Source organism: Curtobacterium sp. MCJR17_043 (assembly GCF_003224315.2).
Taxonomy (GTDB): domain Bacteria; phylum Actinomycetota; class Actinomycetes; order Actinomycetales; family Microbacteriaceae; genus Curtobacterium.
The window spans coordinates 1,390,964-1,410,531 of the sequence record NZ_CP126259.1; the positions used below are offsets into that span (position 1 = coordinate 1,390,964).

Sequence of the window (19,568 nt, forward strand, 5' to 3'; positions counted from 1 at the left end):
GAAGAGGGAGGATCGTCATGCGTGCGAACCGCTGGTTCACGCCCTGGCTGCTGGTGCTGCCCGCACTGGTCTGGCTGCTCGCGTTCAGTCTCTGGCCGTCGATCAACACCGTGCGGCTGTCGTTCACGAACGCCAGCCCGCTCGGTGGGGTCAGTGCATGGGTGGGGACGGCGAACTTCCGGACCCTGCTCGCGGACCCGCAGGTGTGGGAGGCGCTGCTCAACAGCGTCATCTACATGGTGGTGTGCCTGCCGCTGCTGACGGTCCTCCCGCTCCTCATGGCCGTGCTCGTGCAGCACAAGATGCCCGGGATCGCGTTCTTCCGGACCGCGTACTACACGCCGGTGATCGCGAGCGCGGTCGTGGTCGGGCTCATCTGGAACTGGATCCTCGACGACCGCGGCGTCGTCAACGAGATGGCGCAGTCGCTCGGCGTCGTGCAGGGCGCGATCCCGTTCCTGTCCGACCGGTGGCTGCTGCTGTTCAGCGCGATCAGCCTGACCGTGTGGAAGGGCCTCGGCTACTACATGATCATCTTCCTGGCTGCCCTCGGGAACGTCGGCAAGGACCTGCACGAGGCCGCCGCTCTCGACGGCGCCGGGGCGGTGCGCCGGTTCTGGTCGGTCACCATGCCCGGCGTCCGGGGCACCATGACGCTCGTCGGCATCCTGGTGTGCGTCAGCGCCCTCCGGGTCTTCAGCGAGCTCTACATCCTGACGAACGGGACGGGTGGCCCCGGCGGCCAGGACAACTCCCTCGTCATGCTCATCCAGCAGTACGCCCGCGGCTTCACCGGCAACCTCGGCTACGCGTCCGCCCTGAGCCTCCTGCTCTTCGCCGTGACGTTGATCCCGATGCTCGCCCTCGCCCGGATGAACAGCAAGGCGGACAAGTGACGAACACCACCAGCACCAGCGAACCGGTCATCGGCGGCAACGCCGGCGTGGCCGCACCGACACCGGACGTCACCGGCGCGACGGACGTGGGCCGGGCCTCCCGGCAGTCCCCGCCCGGCGGACGCGGGCGCCGTCGCGCGGTGTGGGGCGTCATGTCCACCCGCGAGAAGGTGCTCCGCTACGTCCTGCTCGTCGTGGTGCTGTTCATCACGATCGGTCCGTTCCTCTGGCAGCTCTCGACCTCGCTCAAGGGCACCGGCGAGGACATCTACACCGCGAACCCGTCGTTCATCCCCGCGCAGCCGACGTTCGGCAACTACCTCCGCGTGGGCGACGCCATCCCGGTCTTCGGCTACATCGGGAACTCGCTCATCGTCGCCGCGATCGACGTCATCGGGAACATCGTGTTCGCCACGCTCGCCGGGTTCGCGATCGCCCGCCTGCAGTGGAAGGGCCGCAAGGTCGTCCTCGGCCTGTTCCTCGCCACCCTCGTGCTGCCCGGCGAGGCGACGATCATCTCCCAGTTCGTCACGGTCAAGGACCTCGGCCTCGCCGACTCCCTGGTCGGTGTCGCCCTGCCGGGCATGATCGCCGCGCTCAACGTGCTGCTCATGTACAACGCCTTCCGCCAGGTGCCCGAGGAGATCGACCAGGCGGCCGTGATGGACGGCGCCAACGCGATGCAGCGCCTCCGCTACATCTCGCTGCCCGCCGTGCAGGGGACGATCGCCGTGATCGCGATCTTCTCGTTCATCGGTGCCTGGGACGACTTCCTCTGGCCGCTCATCGTGCTGCAGTCCCCGGACAAGCTCACGCTGACGGTCGGGTTGCAGTACCTGCAGGGCACCTTCGCCACCGACCAGCGGATGATCGCCGCCGGGACGATGATCGCGTTCATCCCGATCGCCGTGATCTTCGCCGTCCTGCAGCGCTTCTTCTTCAAGGGCGTGGAAGAGGGCGGGGTGAAGGGCTGATGCGCTTCGGCGTCAACCACACACCGTCGAACGGCTGGTTCCACTCCTGGCTCGACTTCTCGCCGTCGGACACCGCGCGGGACCTCGAGGCGATCGCCGGGCTCGGCGCCGACCACGTCCGGGTCTTCCCGCTCTGGCCGATCGTGCAGCCGAACCGGACGCTCATCCGGCAACAGGCGCTCGACGACGTGGCGACCGTGGTGGACATCGCCGGCTCGTTCGGACTCGACGTCACGGTCGACGCGCTGCAGGGGCACCTGTCGAGCTTCGACTTCCTGCCGTCCTGGCTCGACTCGTGGCACCGCCGGAACATGTTCACCGACCCCGACGTCGTCGCCTCGACCGCCGCGTACGTCCGGGCACTCGCCGCCGCCGTCGGGGACCGGCCGAACCTGCTCGGCGTCACGGTCGGCAACGAGGTCAACCAGTTCGCGCACGCCCCGCACCCGTCGCCGTTCGCGACGACGCCCGAGCAGGGGCACGCGTGGGCGGCGGCGATGGTCGCCGCGGCGCGCGAGGGGCTCGCCGGTCCGGCGGTTCAACCCGGCTCCGGCACCCGGCCCGCCCCCGCCGTCGGCGAGCGTCCGGCCCCCCCTCGTGACGCTCGCCCAGTACGACGCGGCCTGGTACGACGACGCGCAACCGTTCGGCCCGGAGCACGCGGCCGACCACGGGGACGCGACCATCACGCACTCGTGGGTCTTCAACGGGTCGGCACGCCTGCACGGTGCCCTCGGCCCGGGATCGGTCCGACACGGCGAGTACCTGCTGCAGCTCGCGGCCGCGTGGAACACCCGCGCGGACCGGCCGAACTGGTTGCAGGAGGTCGGCGCACCGACCAACGTGGTGGACGTGGCCGACGCCCCGACGTTCACCGAGCAGACCATCCGGCACGCCCTCGACGTGCAGGGGCTGTTCGGCATCACGTGGTGGTGTTCGCACGACGTGTCCCGCTCGCTCGCCGACTTCCCGGAGCTCGAGTACGACCTCGGCCTGCTCACGAACGACGGCCGCGTGAAGCCGACCGGGGAGCGGTTCCGTGAGATGGCCCTGGCGTTCGGTGACGGCCGGTACCAGGCCCCGACCCCGCCGACGACCGCGCTCGTGCTCGACGACGTCGCCCCGGACGGGACGCCGCTCGGTGGGACTCGAGCCGACTCGGCGCCGGGCGGCCGGTTCGCCGCGGCCTGGCTCGCGATCGCCGAGCAGGACGGCCGCGGCCCGCAGGTCGTGCTGCGCTCCCGCCTCGGGGATCCCGCGCTCCTGGCCGCGCGCGGGATCACCACCTGCGTCGACGTCCCGAACGACACCGCGTCCGCCACCGTGTCCGTCGCACACCCCGCGACGATGCCCTGACCCCGATCAGCACCTCCGCACGACCAGCACCACGCCCCACGCCCCACGCCCCGACGACCCGGACGGACACCGCCGTCCCGGAGGACCCATGCACGACGACATCCCGCTCACCATCGGCCGCGCACGCCGTGTCCTCGACGAGCGCATCCTGCCCGAGGTGCACGCCACCGCCGTCCCGCTCGACACCGCCTGGCACGAGCTGCCCGGTGAGCCGATCGCCCCCCGCGGAGGGCCTGACGCTCGACTTCGAACCGTACGAGGTAGGCACTCCGTGGGGTGCCGCGTGGGGGACCACCTGGTTCCGCCTGTCGGGCACCGTCCCCGCGGAGTGGGCCGGCCAGCGGGTCGAGGCGCTCGTCGACCTCGGCTTCGACAAGAACATGCCCGGCTTCCAGTGCGAGGGGCTCGTCTACCTGTCCGACGGCACCCCGGTGAAGTCGCTCAACCCCCGCAACCAGTGGGTGCTCATCACGGAATCAGCCGTCGGCGGCGAGACCGTCGAGTTCTTCGTCGAGGCAGCGTCCAACCCGGTGCTGCTCGACTACCACCCCTTCCTCGTCACGCAGGAGGGCGACGTCCGGACGTCGTCCCCGAAGCGGCTGTACACGAGCCGCCGGATGGACCTCGCCGTGTTCGCCGCCGAGGTGCACGAGCTCGCGCTCGACATCGACGTCCTGCTCGAACTGCAGGAGGAGCTGCCGCAGGGCCCCCGGCGCATGCGGATCCTCCAGGCGCTCGACGACGCCCTCGACACCCTCGACCTGCAGCACATCCCGGAGACCGCCCCCCGACGCCCGTGCGGCGCTCGCCGAGGTGCTCGCCGCACCCGCCGAGGCCTCCGCGCACCGGATCTCCGCCGTCGGCCACGCCCACATCGACTCCGCCTGGCTCTGGCCGGTGCGCGAGACGATCCGCAAGGTCGCCCGCACCACGTCGAGCATGACCGAGCTCATCGGCCAGACGGACGACTTCCTCTACGGCATGTCGAGCGCGCAGCAGTACGCCTGGATCAAGGAGCACCGGCCCGAGGTCTACGCGAAGGTCAAGGACGCCGTCGCCGCCGGCCGGTTCCTGCCCCTCGGCGGGATGTGGGTCGAGTCCGACACGGTGATGCCGACGGGCGAGAGCATCGTCCGGCAGTTCTCCCAGGGCCAGCGGTTCTTCGAGCGCGAGTTCGGCATCCGACCGAAGGGCGTCTGGCTGCCGGACAGCTTCGGCTACTCGCCGGCGCTCCCGCAGCTCATGCGTCGCGCGGGCTTCGAGTGGTTCTTCACGCAGAAGATCTCGTGGAACCAGGTGAACAAGTTCCCGCACCACACGTTCCTGTGGGAGGGCATCGACGGGTCGCGGGTGTTCTCGCACTTCCCGTCGATGGACACGTACAACTCGCGGCTGTCCGGCTCCGAGGTCGCGAAGGCCGCCCGGCAGTTCCGGGAGAACCGGCTCGCCTCCGGGTCGATCGCGCCGGTCGGCTGGGGTGACGGCGGCGGCGGCACCACCCGCGAGATGACCGGCGTGGCGGCACGTCTGGCGGACCTCGAGGGCAGCGCCCGCGTCACGTGGGAGCACCCGGACGCGTTCTTCGACCGGGCCAAGAGCGAGCTGGGGAACCCGCCCGTGTGGGTCGGCGAGCTCTACCTCGAGCTGCACCGCGCCACGCTGACGAGCCAGCACCAGACGAAGCAGGGCAACCGGCGGAGCGAGCACCTGCTCGTCGAGGCCGAGCTGTGGTGCGCCACGGCCGCTGCCCGCACCGACTTCGCCTACCCGTACGACGAGCTCGACGCGCTCTGGCAGCAGGTCCTCCTCCAGCAGTTCCACGACATCCTGCCGGGCACCTCGATCGCGTGGGTGCACCGTGAGGCCGTCGAGCGGTACGCGGAGATCGCGGCCCGCCTGGAGGCCCTCATCGCCGCCGCCCTGTCGGCGCTCGCCGGCGACGGGGACGCGACGGTCGTCGTCAACCCGGCCCCGAGCCTCCACGGCGGCGCCCTCGCGCAGAGCGCGATCCTGACGACCGACCTGGAGGCGACCACCCCGGTCCGCCTCGAGGAGGCCGACGGCGGCTTCGTGCTCACGAACGACCTGGTCCGCGTCGTCGTCGACGGCCGCGGACTCGTCACGAGCGCCGTCGACCTGGCCACCGGTCGCGACGCGATCGCACCGGGCCAGGTCGCGAACCTGCTCCAGCTGCACCAGGACTTCCCGAACATGTGGGACGCGTGGGACGTCGACCGGTACTACCGGAACCGCGTCGACGACCTGGTCGACGTGACCGCCCTGCGCGGCTCGGTCGACGAGGACGGGACCGCCCGCGTCTCGGTGTCGCGCTCGTTCAGCGAGTCGACGCTCACGCAGGAGATCACGCTCGCGCCCGGCACCCGGACGCTCGAGTTCGACCAGGTCACGGACTGGCACGAGACCGAGAAGTTCCTCAAGGTCGCGTTCCCGCTCGACGTCCGTGCCGAGCACACCATCGCGGAGACGCAGTTCGGCGCGCAGAAGCGGGTGACACACACGAACACCTCGTGGGAGGCCGCGAAGTTCGAGACGTCCATGCACCGGTACGTGCTCGTCGAGGAGCCCGGGTTCGGCGTGGCGCTCGTCAACGACTCGATCCACGGGTTCGACGTCACGCGCGACGCGGTCGACGGGCACGTCACGACGACGGTCCGGCTCTCGCTGCTCCGCGCACCGCGGTTCCCCGACCCCGAGACGGACCAGGGCGTGCAGACGCACCGGTACGGCCTGGTGATCGGGACCGACGTCGTCGGGGCGACCGCTGCGGGCACGGTCATGAACACGTCCGTCCGACGGATCGCCGGCGCGCACGGCTTCGACTCGCTCGTCCAGGCCTCCGGTGGCGTCGTGGTCTCGGCCGTCAAGCTCGCCGACGACCGCTCGGGTGACCTGGTCGTCCGCGTGTACGAGCCGGCGGGCCGACGCGGGACCGGGGGCCTGGCGGTCGACGGGCCGTTCGGCGAGCCGGTCGAGGTCACGCTGCTCGAGGAGACGGACCCGGCGCTGCCCGGCGTCGCCGCGGTCACCGACGGGGTGGCGGCCTTCGCGGTCGACGCCTTCGAGGTCCGCACCTTCCGCTTCCCGCGCACGAGCGAGGAGCGCTGACGGCGGCCCACTGAGACCCCCGCCGCCGGGACTTCGGGTGTCCCGGCGGCGGGTCCCACGGCCGGACCGGTCGTGGACCACGGCGGCACCTCGTCGCCGCGGACACCACTCGAAGAGGAGTGTCATGCAGAAGACCATGAAGATCGGGATCGTGGCGGCGTTGGTCGCCATGGTGGCGGCGCCGATGGTGCCCGCCGCCGCGTCGGCAGCACCGGGCGGGCCGGCAGCGGCAGCACACGGCCACGGCCAGGGACACGGCCACGGCCACGGCCACGGCCGCCCGGGGCACACCGCCCCGACGAAGTCCGGGCCGACGAGCATCGCCTACGTCGAGGTGAACAACGACGAGCTCCGGAACGTCGGCCGGTACACGCTCGAGAACGGCGCCAACGCGTTCGACGTGGCGATCATCTTCGCGGCGAACATCAACCGTGACGCGGACGGCGACGCGGTCCTGTACGCCAACGAGAACGTGCAGCGCACGCTCGACCAGGCGGCGACCCAGATCCGCCCGCTGCAGGCCAAGGGCATCAAGGTCACGCTCTCGGTGCTCGGCAACCACCAGGGCACGGGCCTGGCCAACTTCACGTCGAAGGCGGACGCGCGGGACTTCGCGGCGCAGGTGTCGGCGACCGTCGAGAAGTACGGGCTGGACGGCGTCGACCTCGACGACGAGTACTCGGACTACGGCGTGGACGGCACCCCGCAGCCGAACGACCAGTCGATCGGCTGGCTCATCTCGGCGCTCCGAGCGGACATGCCCGGCAAGATCATCTCGTTCTACGACATCGGCCCGTCGTCGACGTCGCTGCAGCACGAGAAGCCGTCGATCGGCAAGAAGCTCGACTACGCCTGGAACCCCTACTACGGCACCTACACGGCGCCGAGCATCCCCGGCGTGCCGAAGTCGAAGCTCTCGGCCGCGGCGATCGACATCCAGAACACCCCGGTGGACCTGGCCGTCACGCTCGCCGAGCGCACCAAGGCAGACGGGTACGGCGTCTTCATGACCTACAACCTGCCGGACGGTGACGTCAGCCCCTACGTGTCGCAGTTCACGCAGGTGCTCTACGGTCAGTCCGCCGTCTACCAGTAGGGGAACGACCGATCCATGAGTGACGAGCGCCGTGGCGGCCCGACCACCGACAGCCCGACGAACACCGGTCCCGTGACCGCGGTCGCGGCCCGGAACGGAGTCGGGTTGGTCGCCCAGCAGGCGACCCTGATCGAACAGACCGACCCGAGGGGGGACCGTGCAGGTCGTCCCCGGGTTCGCCGGACGGGAGGTCGGGCCCACCGACGTCCTGACCTGGGTCTGGTTCCCGGAGCGGTCGCTGCCCGAGGGGCAGACCGAACCGGGGGGTCTCGGACCTCGACCGGTTCTGGGCCGCCACGGCGTTCGCACTCGACGTCGTCTTCACCGACGGCACCCGGCTCAGTGACGGCGTCGGTGACGCTCTCGCCCGCGACCAGTACGGGGACGCCGTCACACCGGAGGCGCAGGACGACGCCCGCAAGCAGTGGGTCGACCAGTGGAACCGGCGGAGAGTCGACCTGTCGGCGGTCGCCGGCAAGGTCGTGGACCGCCTGGAGGCCCGACTCGGCCGTGCAGACGGGCTCCCGTCCGGTGACGGGCCGGATCCGGCGGTGGACAGGGCGGTCCGGGCCGACGCCGGGCCGGCCGCAGACGCGGCGTCGGCCGCATCCGGCCGCACCGTGCGCGGTTGGCTCGACGACGTCCGGATCGAGCCGGCCGGCCCCGGGACCGGTGCCGTGCCTCCCGGCGGTCGCCCGCTCGACTCCGTCCGCACCACCCGGGGCACGCACTCGTCGGGCACGTTCTCGCGCGGGAACAACGCCCCGCTCGTCGGACTCCCGCACGGCGGGGTGTTCGGCCTGCCGATGACGAACGCGTCCGACAGCCGGTGGCCGTACGCCTACCAGGAGCACAACCGCCCGAGCGACAACCGCCCGGCGATCCAGGCGTTCGCGACGAGCCACCTGCCCTCGCCGTGGATGGCCGACCGCGGGGTGTTCCAGGTCATGCCCTCCCCGCTCGCCGAGCCCGACGTCGACCGGACCGCCCGCGCGCTCGGGTTCGACCACGTCGACGAGCTCGACGGACCACACCGGTACCGGGTCGGCCTCGACGAGGGCGTCACCGCGGAGATGACCGCGGGGGGAGTTCGCCCTGGCCTGGCGGTTCACCGGTGTCCGCAGCGTCGTGCTCGACCATCACGGGGTGCTCCGCTCGTGTTCGGTCCGGCTCGAGGACGGTGCGGTGGTCGTCGACGCCCTGCTCGACGACCGCCCCGAGACCCCGCCGCACCACGTCCACGTCCGGATCATCAACGCGGTCGCCGAGCACACCACCGTCGTCGACGGGGAGCTCCGCGGGTGGGTCGAGGTCACCGGGGACACCGACGTGCTGCTCGGCATCTCCACCGTCTCCGCCGAGGACGCCGTCGCGAACCTGCGTGCAGCGGGCGACTTCACCGCGATGCGCGAGCAGGCCGAGGACCGGTGGGTCGCCGAACTCGACGTGCTCCAGGTCGAGGGTGCCACCGACGACCAGCTCGTCTCGCTGTACTCCGGGCTGTACCGGGTGTTCCTCTACCCGACGCTCGCGGGGGGAGACCGCCCTGGACGGGACACCGCGCCACCGTTCCCCGTACGGCGACGTCCTGTCCGAGCCGATCCGGGACGAGCCCGGTCCCGAGGTCGTCGACGGGCCGCTCACCACGACGAACGGGTTCTGGGACACCTACCGCACTGCCTGGCCGCTGCTCGCGCTCCTCACCCCGGACACGGCGGCCGACCTCGCCGATGGCGTCGTCGGACACTTCACCGACGGCGGCTGGACCCCGCGCTGGAGTGCCCCCGGCGCCGAGGACGTCATGACCGGCACCACGAGCGACACGGTCTTCGCCGACCTCGTGGCCAAGGGCGTCGACGGGTTCGACGTCGAGCAGGCCTACCGGTCGGCGGTGCGGAACGCGACCGTCCCCGCGCGCGACCGACGGGTCGGACGGAAGGGGAGCCTCCCGGGCCTGTTCCGCGGGTACGTCGACACGGCGACCGGCGAGGGGATGTCGTGGACGCTCGACGCGGCCATCAACGACTGGGGTGTCGCCGTCCTGGCGCGGGTGATGGCGGAGCGTGCCGCGGCTGCCGGAGACGCGGCCGGAGAAGCACGGTACCGGGCCGAGCACGAGTGGTTCGCCCGTCGGTCGCTGCAGTACCAGAACGTCTTCGACCGGGAGCGCGGGTTCTTCATCGGTCGCGCACCGGACGGTTCGTGGCGGGACGACTCCGACCCCGACGGCGGCTTCGACCCCGACGTGTGGGGGGAGCGACTACACCGAGACGAACGCGTGGGGCACGATGTTCACCGCCCCGCACGACGGTGCCGGCATCGTCGACCTGCACGGCGGCCCGACGGCGTTCGACGAGGCGTTCGCCCGCTTCTCCGAGCGCCGCGAGACGGGCGGCACCGATCGCTCCGGCTCGTACGGGTTCGCGATCCACGAGATGACCGAGGCCCGCGACATCCGCATGGGCATGCTCGGACTGTCGAACCAGCCCGCGCACCACATCCCGTTCTTCCCCATGTTCACCGGCCGGCACGACGACGCACACCGCATCGTCCGCGAGTGCCTCGACCGGCTGTTCGTCGGCTCCGACCTCGGCCAGGGGTACCCCGGCGACGAGGACAACGGCGAGATGAGCGCCTGGTACGTGTTCGCGACGATCGGGCTGTACCCGTTGGCGCCGTCGACCGGCACCTACGTGCTCGTGCCGCCGTCGGTCCGGCGGACGGTGCTGCGTCCGCCGGGGGAGTGGTTCGCCCACCGTCATCGAGACCACCGGTACCGGCCGGTTCATCGGCGCCGTCACGGTCGACGACGAGCCGTGGGGGTCCATCAGCATCCCGCACGCGGTGGTGGTCGGGGCGTCGCGGATCGTCGTCGCGCTGTCGGAGACGCCGGTCGGGTGGGCTGCGGACACGCGCCCGACCTCGGCGTCCGAGCAGCACGGGTACCGGGACACCCCGGACGACGTCCTGCCGGTCGGGGCCTCACCGCTCACGGACGACACCGGGCTGACCCAGGTGGCACTCGCCGCGGGGGGAGAGCGTCGTGGTGCCGGTCACGGTCGCGGCGGCATCGCTCGTCACGGTGACCGCGGCCGCGGCGGGGACGGCATCGTGGCGGATCGTGCTGCGGGACGCCGACGAGCGCGTGGTCCATCAGCTCGACGCGCAGGACGAGGAGTTCGTGTGGGCCGGGCAGACACGGGTGTTCCCGTTCGCCGGCGGGGTCAGCGCGGGGACGCTCTCGTTCGAGGCCGTGACGCCCGTCACGCTGACGCAGCTGCAGTGCATCGCCGCCGACGGGAGTCCGTCCTGACCGGGTGTTGACACGTCCTGGCTACGGGGATTAGCTTATGGCTAACACTCGTAGCCAGGAGGCGCTCATGCTCGAACACATCGAACTCGACGGCGGCACCATCGCCGTCGACGTCAGCGGCACCGGTCCGCTCGTCGTCCTCGCACACGGCATGGGTGACAGCCGCCACTCGTACCGGTTCCTCGTCCCGGAGCTCGTCGCCGCCGGCTACCGGGTCGCGAACGTCGACATCCGCGGCTGCGGGGACTCGAGCACCGGCTGGTCCGGCTACGAGCGCGCCGACATCGCCGCGGACCTCGTGGCCGTCGTGCGGCACCTCGGCGGCCCCGCCGTCATCGTCGGGCAGTCGATCAGCGGCGGTGCCGCGACCATCGCGGCCGCGGACGCACCCGACGTCGTCGCCGGCATCGTCGAGCTGGCTCCCTTCACCCGCGCACAGTCGTTCGACCTCGGCGGGTTCCTCCGCAACCGCAACCAGCACCGTGCCGGGACGTTCCGACTCCTCACGGTCATGACGACCGGCAGCCTGCCGGGTTGGCTCGCCTACCTCGACATCGCCGTGCCCACCAAGCCCGCCGACTGGACGGACGAGCGTCGCCGTATCGAGGACACGCTCCGGCAGCCCGAGCGCATGGCCGTCCTCCGCGCCATGACGAAGACCTCGCCGACCGACGCCGGCGCCCGGCTCGCCGACGTCCGCTGCCCGGTCCTCGTCATCGAGGGCAGCGCCGACCCGGACTGGGCCGACCCCGCCGCCGAGGGACGCCGGGTCCTCGCCGACCTGCCGTCCGGTCTCGGCGAGCTCGCCGTGATCGAGGGAGCCGGGCACTACCCGCACACCGAGACCCCGGCCGAGGTCCTGGCGCTCCTGCTCCCGTTTCTCGGCCGCACCCTCGCCGCGCTGCCGATCGGGGGGCGATCGTGCCTAGGGCCGGACTCGACGCGACGGTCGTCACCGAGGCCGCCGCCGCGCTCGCCGACGAGAACGGGCTCGCGCAGGTGAGCATGAGCACCGTCGCAGAACGGCTCGGCGTCAAGGCGCCGTCGCTCTACAAGCACGTCGACGGTCTCACCGACCTCACCCGACGGATCGCGGTCGTCGCGGTCGCGGAACTCAGCGAAGCGCTGCGGGACGCGACGCAGGGGCGGGCCGGGAGGGACGCCCTGGCCGCCGCCGCCGGTGCGGTCCGCCGGTACGTGCGTGAGCACCCCGGTCGCTACGCGGCCACGACCGGTGCCCGTCCCGCGGACGCTGACGACCCGCTCACCCTCGCACTCGACCGGACGCTGTCGTCGTTCTCCGCCGTCCTCCGCGACTACGGCCTCGACCCGGCGGACGAGGTCCACGCGCTCCGGATGCTCCGCAGCGTGCTGCACGGCTTCGCGACGCTCGAGGTCTCCGACGGATTCCAGATGGGGACCGACGTCGACGAGAGCTTCGCCTGGATGATCGACTTCCTCGACCGCGGCCTGCGCGCCGGCCCACGATGAGCGTCGGACACGACCCCGTCCGCGGCGGCCTCCGCGCCGGCGCGGAACTCGTCGCCTGGGTGGCCGTACCGTGGGTACTCTGGCCGCACTCGATCCCGCTCGCGATCGGGGCCGTGCTCCTGCTGCTCGTCCCGCCCGCCGTGTTCTCGACGCCCGGTGACAGGCCGGGAGGCGATGCACCGATCGCGTCGCACGGCATCGTCACGATCGTGTCGGTCCTGGCGCACCTCGTCGGCGCGACCGTCGCCGCGTGGGTGATCTGGCCGTCCTGGCTGGCCGTCGTCGTCACCGCACTGTGCGGAACCGTCGTGGTCACCGAAGTGCCCCGGTGGCGGTCGCTGCTGGCGTGGCGGCGGACGCCGCGGCCTGCGGTCTCCTGACCCTCCTCCATGAATGGGCCGGCTGGCGGAGGCCCCTCGTTGGGCCACCGGACTTCCGCACGCCCGGTGACGAGTGATGGGACGCTGGGTCTGTGATCGACCCACGCTCGCCCGGCTCGGGCGTCTTCGTCGCTCCCGACGGGGAGGTGTACGTGGACCGCGACGGCCCCGGTGTCACGACGTTGCGGCGGTGGCGGGAGCGGTACGACCCCGTTGCCGTGCGCCGACGAGCACGACGAGCGGTGTGGAGACGGACGCTGCTCGCAGTCGCGACCGTCGCACTGGCGGCGGCGGTGGGTCTCGGGATCGGCGTCCTGGTGGCGGGCCCGTCCCTCCGCGCGACGACGTTCGGAGCGGGTGGGGCGATCATCGGGGTCTGGGTCTGCATCGGGACCGCGTTCGTGGTCACCTCGGGCGGACCGCGGAGCGCCGCCAGGGCTGTCGTGCCCGTCCCGGCCGTGGTGCTCGCCGCAGCGCCGGCGGACGCCAGCCCAGCCGACGTGTGGCGGTGGAGCGTCGCCGTCACGACCGAGGCCGACCGACGTCGGACGATCGGGTACGAGACGTACGTCGAGCGCCCCTTCATGCAGGAGCAGGCTGATCGGGCACGGGAGCGGTACGCGGCGGTCTACCGGGCGTACGTCAAGACCGCGCGGGAGTTGGGCCTACCGCTCCGCGAGCCGGAGATCCCCCCTCGACGTCACCGACTGAAGCGGCGCGCGCGCAACGAGCGGCTCGTGAGGTGGCGGCGGCACCGGTACCGTCGCTCGCATGGGCACCGCGTTCACCATCCGCCGGACCGTCGAGGACGACTGGCCACTGGTCCGCGAGCTCCGGATCGAGAACGCGACCGACAACCCGATCTCGTACGGGGCGACCCTCGAGACGACCCGCGGCATGACGGAGGACGACTGGCGTCTCCGCGCTCGGCGCGGCCAGGGGGATCGACACGACCAGCATCGCCGCGGTCGACGACCTGTCCGGCCGGTGGATCGGGATGATGAGCGCCCAGATCGGGGACGAGGACGGTTCCGACCCGGTCCTGACCGGCGTCTTCGTGTCGCCGGCGTTCCGCGGCCGGACGCACGGCGTCGCCGACGCCCTGCTCGGGGGGCATCGTGGACTGGGCGGGCCGCCGCGCGGACCACCTCAGGTCGTACGTGTACGAGCACGGGACGCCGGCGCGGCGCTTCTACTCCCGCCACGGGTTCGTCGAGACGGGCCGGACTCGACCGGTGGGCTTCACCGACGGCGTGACGCTGGAGATGGTCCGAGCACTCGGACAGGTCGGCCGTCCGGGAAGCAGCCCCCGTTGAGCCCGATCCGCCTGGTCACGTCGGAGGACAGCCCGGCGCTGGCTGACCTGCTCGTCCGCAACCGGGAGTTCCTGGCACCGTGGAGCCCGCTCCGGGCCGACGGCCACGAAACCGTCGAGGGCCAGCGCTCGGACATCGCGCTCGTGCTCGACCGACATCAGCGGGGCGAAGCCGCTCCGTTCGTGATCCTCGATGACGACGGCGGGGTCGCTGGCCGGCTGACGTTGAGCGGCATCGTGCGGGGACCCTTCCGGTCGTGCGCGATGGGGTACTGGCTGTCGGAGGACCGAACCGGACGCGGGCTGGCCACCCGGGCTGTGGCGGCGGCGCTCGGCCACGCGTTCGACGAGCTCGCCCTCCACCGGGTCCAGGCCGAGACACTGGTCCACAACACCGCCTCGCAGCGGGTCCTGGCCCGCAACGGCTTCCTGCAGTACGGCCTGGCGCCGCGGTACCTCGAGATCGCAGGCCGGTGGCAGGACCACCTCATGTTCCAACGCCTCCGCGATGATCCGCCAGTGGCGCCGATCCGTTGACTTTCCAAGCTGGCAAATGATTGACTTGCCGACATGGAAAACGAGCACGACCTGGCCCGAGCCCGTGAAGCGCTCGCTGCCGTCGAAGCCACCCGCGCCTCCGTCGCCGACCGCCTCGTGACGCCCTGGTGGTACCACCCGACGCTCGGGCTGCTGACCGCCGCCTACCTCGTCGGCTACACGCTCGGCGGCACAGTCGTCCGGATGAGCGTCCTCATCGCCTTCTTCGTCGGACTCGGCGCCCTCGTCTCCGTCTACCGTCGCCGGACCGGTGTCTGGGTCTCCGGACACCGGGCAGGCGCCGCTACCCGATGGGCGGTGGCGATGGGGGTGTCGGCCGTCGTCGTGGTGGTGACCGCCATGGTCGTCCATGCCGCCACGGGCCTCCTCTGGCCGGTGTGGGCGGGTGCCGCGGTCCTGTTCGTCCTGATCGTCGCTCTCGGGCGGCGGTTCGACGCGCGCTTGCGGTCGGAGTTGCGCAGCGGCCACGTGGTGGCGTCCTGATGGCCTCCCCGCTCGACGAGCCGGCGAGCGGCGCCTCTCCGACCTTCGACGAGGTCGTGCATGCCCCGAACCGTCTGCAGATCTGCGCCTTCCTCGACCCGCTGGACGAAGCCGAGTTCTCGGTCGTCCGTGACGCACTCGGTGTGAGTGACTCGGTGACGAGCAAACAGGTGAAGGTGCTGCAGTCGGCCGGCTACGTCACGGTGAGCAAACCCACCGGCAACGGCCGTGTCAAGACGTGGCTCGCCCTCACCCCGGAGGGTCGGCGCGCGTACCGGGCGCACGTCGCCGCCCTGCGGTTGCTGCTGGGCTGAGTCGGGCCCGTCCCGCGCCTACCGGGTCGGGGGGAGTCCCCGCGCCCGGCAGTCGAACGGTGACGACGAGCCCGCCGCCCTCGCGCGGGTCCAGGCGGAGCGACCCCTCGTGGGCGCGGACGACGGCGTCCACGATCGCCAGACCGAGCCCGGCGCCGGCCTGGTCCTGGTGCACCCGGGCGGTCCCGCGTTGGAACGGCTCGGTCAGGGTCGCGACGATCGCAGGCGCGAGCACCGGCCCGGTGTTCTCCACCACGAGGGTCGCCACCGAGCCACCGGCGAGGACCTCGGTCGCCGTAGCCACACGGACGAGACGGGGTTCTCCGGCTGCCGTCGGTTCGACGTTGTGCACGATCGCGTTGTGGACCAGGTTCGTGACGAGTTGCAGCAGGAGGGCCGGGACCCCGAGCGCGTGGGCGGTCGTGCCCGTCACCTCGAGGACGATGCCACGTGCCTCGGCGAGCGGGAGCAGCGTCTCGGTGGCTTCCTCGGCCGCGAGGGACAGGTCGACCGGTTCCCGGGCGGACGGCCGTCGTCCGGATTGGCCGAGGACGAGCAACGCCTCGGTCAGGTCCACCGCGCGGGCGTTCACCGACAGCAGTTTGGCGACGAGTGCCCGATGGTCGTGATCGGGATCGTCCCCGGCCACTTCGAGCACGGTCCGCGTGATCGCCAGCGGCGTGCGGAGTTCGTGCGAGGCGTTCGCCGCGAAGCGTTCCTGCGCCTCGACGTGCGCCTCGAGGCGGTCGAGCATCGTGTCGAACGCGTCCGCCAGCTGCCGGAACTCGTCGTCGCGGCCGGGCAGGCGGACCCGGTGTGCGAAGGACCCGGTCCCGACGAGCCTGGCGGCGGTCCGCAACCGGGTGAGCGGCGCGAGCACCCGACCGGCGAGCACCCACCCGCCCAGGAGGCCCGCCACGAGCAGGACGACGAGCGCGGTGAGCGCGCGCGGGACGAAGGCGCGCACGAGGTCGGTCCGGTTCGGGACGGAGCCCGACTGCAGGGAGATCTGCTCGGCGGGGACGTAGCGCAGCAGGAACAGCCAGACGATGCCGAGCAGGACGACGCCGGTCACGACGACGACCGCCGCGTAGCTGAGCGTGAGCCGCACGCGCACGCTCGTGCCGGCGGGTCTCGTCACGATGGGCGGGCCTCCTCGGCCGCGGAGGCGGCGATCCGGTACCCGACGCCGGGGACCGTCACGATGACCTCCGGCTCGCCGAGCCGCTTCCGCAGCGTGGACACGGTGATGCGGACGGCGTTCGTGAAGGGGTCGGCGTTCTCGTCCCACGCGCGTTCGAGCAGGTCCTCAGCGCTGACGACGCCGCCCGCGGCGGCGACCAGGACCTCGAGCACCGCGAACTGCTTCCGGGTGAGCGCGACGAAGTGACCGTCCCTGACCACCTCGCGACGGAACGGGTCGATGCGCAGGCCGCCGAACTCCAGGACCGGCGGACGATGAGGTGTGCGACGGCGGGCCAGCGCACGAATTCGCAGCACGAGTTCGCGGAGGTCGAACGGCTTCGTCAGGTAGTCGTCCGCGCCGACCGCGAACCCGGATGCCTTGTCGTCGAACCGGTCGGCGGCGGTCAGCATGAGGATCGGCGTGCCGCTGCCGGAGGCCACCAGGTGCGCGGCGACCTCGTCCCCGGACGGCCCGGGCACGTCCCGGTCGAGCACCGCGACGTCGTACGTGTTGAGGCCGAGCAGTTCGAGTGCCGTGTCACCGTCACCCGCCACGTCGCTCGCGATCGCCTCGAGCCGGAGCCCGTCGCGGACCGCCTCGGCCAGCAACGGCTCGTCCTCGAGGATCAACACGCGCACGGGTCGATCGTACGAGCACGGGGGGTATCGGGAGCGTATGCGGGAACGCATACGCGGTGGCAACACGGAGCGCTCGAGCATCGTCCACATGTCCTTCCCCGTCAGCCGCCCCCGTCCACCGCGTCCCGAGCGCCCGGTCCGTCGTCGCCGTCCGGTCCTCGCGCCGGGGCTCACCCTCGTCGTCCTGCTCGTGCTCACCGTGCTTCTGGCGGGCTGCGCGGTCCGGTCGACGGCCTCCGCGAGCCCGGGCGCCGGGAACGGCGTGTCCGTTTCGTCGGCGACGGGCCGGGCCGGTGGCGAGACGCCGTCCGACGCCTCGGTGTTCGACGACACGCTCCCCGCCGTGACCCGGCTCGACCCCGCGCTCCTCGCCGCCGTCCGGGACGCGGCACGGGACGCCGCCGGCGACGACGTCACCTTCGTCCTCAACAGCGGTTGGCGTTCGGCCGCGTACCAGGAGAAGCTCCTGCGGGACGCGGTCGACGAGTACGGCTCGATCGGTGAGGCAGCCCGCTGGGTGGCGACCCCGACCACGTCGGCGCACGTCCGGGGCGACGCGGTGGACATCGGCTCGTGGGACGCGGCGACGTGGCTGTCCGACCACGGGGCTGCCCACGGCTTGTGCCAGATCTACGCCAACGAGGGCTGGCACTTCGAGCTCCGACCGGAGGCACCCGCATCGGGGTGCCCGCAGATGTTCGTCGACCCGACGCAGGACCCGCGGATGCAGCCATGACCGGCCGTCCCGTGTCGGAGCTCGTCGTCCACAAGGACGCCGTCCGCGCGAACACCGCGTTCTTCGCCGAACGGACCGGCGGGCGACTCATGGCCGTGCTCAAGGCCGACGCCTTCGGGCACGGTCCCGTCGCCCGGGCCGTGGTCGGAGCCGGGGCACGGTCCATCGGGGTGACCTCGATGGCCGAGGCACTCGCCGTCCGGAGCGAGGGCGTCGACGTCCCCGTGCTCAGCTGGCTCAACCCCGTCGACGCCGACTTCGCCACGGCGGTGCTCGCGGACGTCGACCTCGCCGTGGCAGACGCTGCCGTGCTGCACGCCGTCGCCCGCGCCGCGCACGCCGTCGGTCGCCGTGCCCGCGTGCACCTGTACGTCGACGTCGGCATGGCCCGCGACGGGTGTCCGCCCGCCGACTGGCCCGCACTGTGCGCCCTCGCCCGCGAGGCCGAGGGAGTCGGCGACGTCCGAGTGGTCGGCGTCATGGGCCACATGTCCTGCGCCGATCGCCCCGACGACCCGCAGAACGTCCGCGAGCGCCTGGTGTTCGCGTCTGCGCTCCGGACCGCACGGCGTCGCGCGCTCAGTCCCGCGGTTGCACACCTCGCCGCGACGGCCGCGACCCTCACCGGGGTCGGCGACGGGTACGGCGTCTCCCGGATCGGCGCCGGACTGTTCGGCATCGACCCGTCCGGGACCACCGACGTCCTCCGACCCGCGCTCACGCTGCGGACCCGGGTCGTCGCCACCCGCGCGGTCCGGGCCGGATCCGGCGTCGGCTACGGCCACGAGTACGCCGCGCCCCGCGACACCACCCTCGCGCTCCTCCCGCTCGGCTACGGCGACGGTCTGCCCCGCGCGGCCGGCCACCGCGCCGAGGTCCTGCTCGCCGGTCGTCGACGCCCCGTCGTCGGCCGGTTCTCGATGGACATGCTCGTCGTCGACACCGGCGGCGAGGACGTCCCGCCCGGCGCGGTGGCGACCGTGTTCGGTCCTGGGGAGGACGGCGAGCCGACGGTTGCGGAGTGGGCCGGCTGGGCCTCGACCATCCCGCACGAGATCGTGACGAACATCGGCAGCCGTGTCGCGCGGGTCCAGCGGACCACGCGCGTCGGCACGACACCGGAGGAACAGCATGCGTGAGCCCGCCAGGAGACGGATCGCGGTCATCGGCGGCGGTCGCAGCGACGAGCACGAGGTCTCACTCGCGTCCGCCGCCGCCGCGGTCCGCGCGGTCCGCGCGAACGGCGACGAGGTCGTCGCCCTGACCATCAGCCGGGACGGCCGTTGGCACGGCATCGGACGGGAGGCCCTGCCCACCTCCGACGCGGTCCGTCACCTCACGGGGTGCGACGTCGCCCTGCCGCTGCTGCACGGTGTCGACGGGGAGGACGGCGCCGTCGCGGGCCTGCTCAGGATGCTCGGTGTTCCCTTCGTCGGCTCACCGGTCCGGGCCGGCGCCCTCGCGATGGACAAGTGGGCGACCAAGTTGCTCGCGGAGGCCGCGGGCGTCACCACCGCCCCCCGCGGTCCTCGTCCGGCCCGGCGACGCCGTGGGGGGAGTCTCCGCTCGAGCCGCCACTCGTGGTGAAACCCACGACAGGAGGGTCGAGCAACGGCGTGACCCGGGTCGCGACCGGCGCGGAGTACCGTGCCGCGGTCGAGGCCGCCCGGGCAGCGGGGGGAGGAGGTGCTCGTCGAGTCCTTCGT

The 19,568-nt window shown here is 72.2% G+C and carries 21 protein-coding genes and 4 pseudogenes; 23 read left to right on the plus strand and 2 right to left on the minus strand.

What is annotated here, in order from left to right; genetic code table 11:
* The first annotated feature begins 17 nt into the window (after window positions 1-17).
* The 20 genes and pseudogenes from DEJ15_RS07320 (at window position 18) to DEJ15_RS07415 (ending at window position 15,302) form a co-directional block, all read left to right on the plus strand.
* On the plus strand, window positions 18-896 hold the full coding sequence (locus tag DEJ15_RS07320) for a carbohydrate ABC transporter permease (RefSeq protein WP_110823792.1): 879 nt from the start codon (window positions 18-20) through the stop codon (window positions 894-896).
* Window positions 893-1,870 carry a carbohydrate ABC transporter permease gene (locus DEJ15_RS07325; RefSeq protein ID WP_220032699.1) on the plus strand — a complete coding sequence of 326 codons (978 nt, stop codon included), beginning with the start codon at window positions 893-895 and terminating at the stop codon, window positions 1,868-1,870. Before DEJ15_RS07320 ends, DEJ15_RS07325 begins: the two co-directional genes overlap by 4 nt.
* Window positions 1,870-2,913 carry a hypothetical protein gene (locus DEJ15_RS07330; RefSeq protein WP_284176027.1) on the plus strand — a complete coding sequence of 348 codons (1,044 nt, stop codon included), beginning with the start codon at window positions 1,870-1,872 and terminating at the stop codon, window positions 2,911-2,913. The genes DEJ15_RS07325 and DEJ15_RS07330 overlap by 1 nt, the downstream gene beginning before the upstream one ends.
* A complete protein-coding gene (locus tag DEJ15_RS07335; RefSeq protein ID WP_284176028.1) occupies window positions 2,885-3,226 on the plus strand; it encodes a hypothetical protein in 342 nt (113 codons plus the stop codon). The genes DEJ15_RS07330 and DEJ15_RS07335 overlap by 29 nt, the downstream gene beginning before the upstream one ends.
* A gap of 88 nt (window positions 3,227-3,314) precedes the next feature.
* Window positions 3,315-6,352, plus strand: a pseudogene (locus DEJ15_RS07340) (alpha-mannosidase).
* A gap of 124 nt (window positions 6,353-6,476) precedes the next feature.
* Window positions 6,477-7,448 (plus strand): endo-beta-N-acetylglucosaminidase H, encoded by a 972-nt coding sequence (locus tag DEJ15_RS07345; RefSeq protein WP_110823795.1) that lies wholly within the window; start codon window positions 6,477-6,479, stop codon window positions 7,446-7,448.
* A 157-nt stretch (window positions 7,449-7,605) separates the two neighbouring features.
* The gene (locus tag DEJ15_RS07350) at window positions 7,606-7,794 is read left to right on the plus strand and encodes a hypothetical protein (RefSeq protein WP_284176030.1); all 189 of its coding nucleotides are present in this window, start codon (window positions 7,606-7,608) and stop codon (window positions 7,792-7,794) included.
* A gap of 445 nt (window positions 7,795-8,239) precedes the next feature.
* Window positions 8,240-8,470, plus strand: a pseudogene (locus DEJ15_RS07355) (hypothetical protein); the annotation flags it as partial.
* 382 nt (window positions 8,471-8,852) lie between these two features.
* A pseudogene (locus tag DEJ15_RS07360) lies at window positions 8,853-8,927 on the plus strand (hypothetical protein); the annotation flags it as partial.
* A pseudogene (locus DEJ15_RS07365) lies at window positions 8,911-9,615 on the plus strand (glycoside hydrolase domain-containing protein); the annotation flags it as partial. The pseudogenes DEJ15_RS07360 and DEJ15_RS07365, both read left to right, overlap by 17 nt.
* A 121-nt stretch (window positions 9,616-9,736) precedes the next feature.
* Window positions 9,737-10,534: a glycoside hydrolase domain-containing protein gene (locus tag DEJ15_RS07370; RefSeq protein ID WP_284176032.1), complete on the plus strand. Its 798-nt coding sequence runs from the start codon at window positions 9,737-9,739 to the stop codon at window positions 10,532-10,534.
* Window positions 10,492-10,761, plus strand: a complete 270-nt coding sequence (locus tag DEJ15_RS07375; protein ID WP_284176033.1) for a hypothetical protein — start codon at window positions 10,492-10,494, stop codon at window positions 10,759-10,761. The genes DEJ15_RS07370 and DEJ15_RS07375 overlap by 43 nt, the downstream gene beginning before the upstream one ends.
* A 67-nt stretch (window positions 10,762-10,828) precedes the next feature.
* Window positions 10,829-11,764, plus strand: a complete 936-nt coding sequence (locus DEJ15_RS07380; protein WP_284176035.1) for an alpha/beta fold hydrolase — start codon at window positions 10,829-10,831, stop codon at window positions 11,762-11,764.
* A complete protein-coding gene (locus tag DEJ15_RS07385; RefSeq protein ID WP_110823798.1) occupies window positions 11,683-12,252 on the plus strand; it encodes a TetR/AcrR family transcriptional regulator in 570 nt (189 codons plus the stop codon). The genes DEJ15_RS07380 and DEJ15_RS07385 overlap by 82 nt, the downstream gene beginning before the upstream one ends.
* Entirely contained in the window at window positions 12,249-12,632 is a 384-nt protein-coding gene (locus DEJ15_RS07390) for a hypothetical protein (protein WP_110823799.1), read from the plus strand. Before DEJ15_RS07385 ends, DEJ15_RS07390 begins: the two co-directional genes overlap by 4 nt.
* 92 nt (window positions 12,633-12,724) lie before the next feature.
* Window positions 12,725-13,633, plus strand: coding sequence for a hypothetical protein (locus DEJ15_RS07395; RefSeq protein ID WP_284176037.1), 909 nt, complete (start codon window positions 12,725-12,727; stop codon window positions 13,631-13,633).
* A gap of 117 nt (window positions 13,634-13,750) precedes the next feature.
* Window positions 13,751-13,948, plus strand: coding sequence for a GNAT family N-acetyltransferase (locus DEJ15_RS07400; RefSeq protein WP_284176039.1), 198 nt, complete (start codon window positions 13,751-13,753; stop codon window positions 13,946-13,948).
* The gene (locus DEJ15_RS07405) at window positions 13,945-14,484 is read left to right on the plus strand and encodes a GNAT family N-acetyltransferase (RefSeq protein ID WP_110823802.1); all 540 of its coding nucleotides are present in this window, start codon (window positions 13,945-13,947) and stop codon (window positions 14,482-14,484) included. Before DEJ15_RS07400 ends, DEJ15_RS07405 begins: the two co-directional genes overlap by 4 nt.
* 33 nt (window positions 14,485-14,517) lie before the next feature.
* The gene (locus DEJ15_RS07410; protein ID WP_110823803.1) at window positions 14,518-14,988 is read left to right on the plus strand and encodes a hypothetical protein; all 471 of its coding nucleotides are present in this window, start codon (window positions 14,518-14,520) and stop codon (window positions 14,986-14,988) included.
* Window positions 14,988-15,302, plus strand: a complete 315-nt coding sequence (locus tag DEJ15_RS07415) for a transcriptional regulator (protein ID WP_110823804.1) — start codon at window positions 14,988-14,990, stop codon at window positions 15,300-15,302. Before DEJ15_RS07410 ends, DEJ15_RS07415 begins: the two co-directional genes overlap by 1 nt.
* On the opposite strand, the gene DEJ15_RS07420 is transcribed toward DEJ15_RS07415, so the two are convergent.
* Together DEJ15_RS07420 and DEJ15_RS07425 are read right to left on the minus strand one after the other, a co-directional pair.
* Window positions 15,238-16,443, minus strand: coding sequence for a sensor histidine kinase (locus DEJ15_RS07420; RefSeq protein WP_284176042.1), 1,206 nt, complete (start codon window positions 16,441-16,443; stop codon window positions 15,238-15,240). The two genes, DEJ15_RS07415 and DEJ15_RS07420, sit on opposite strands and share 65 nt — an antisense overlap.
* Window positions 16,440-17,126 (minus strand): response regulator transcription factor, encoded by a 687-nt coding sequence (locus DEJ15_RS07425; protein ID WP_110823806.1) that lies wholly within the window; start codon window positions 17,124-17,126, stop codon window positions 16,440-16,442. The genes DEJ15_RS07420 and DEJ15_RS07425 overlap by 4 nt, the downstream gene beginning before the upstream one ends.
* Window positions 17,127-17,163: 37 nt before the next feature.
* Here DEJ15_RS07425 and DEJ15_RS07430 point away from each other — a divergent pair, with 37 nt between their 5' ends.
* From DEJ15_RS07430 to DEJ15_RS07440, 3 genes are read left to right on the plus strand one after another with little or no spacing between them, the layout of a single operon-like run.
* Entirely contained in the window at window positions 17,164-17,862 is a 699-nt protein-coding gene (locus tag DEJ15_RS07430; RefSeq protein WP_349814849.1) for a M15 family metallopeptidase, read from the plus strand.
* Window positions 17,859-19,001: an alanine racemase gene (gene alr / locus DEJ15_RS07435; RefSeq protein WP_110823807.1), complete on the plus strand. Its 1,143-nt coding sequence runs from the start codon at window positions 17,859-17,861 to the stop codon at window positions 18,999-19,001. The genes DEJ15_RS07430 and alr overlap by 4 nt, the downstream gene beginning before the upstream one ends.
* Entirely contained in the window at window positions 18,994-19,449 is a 456-nt protein-coding gene (locus DEJ15_RS07440; RefSeq protein WP_284176044.1) for a D-alanine--D-alanine ligase, read from the plus strand. Before alr ends, DEJ15_RS07440 begins: the two co-directional genes overlap by 8 nt.
* Window positions 19,450-19,568 lie beyond the last annotated feature (119 nt).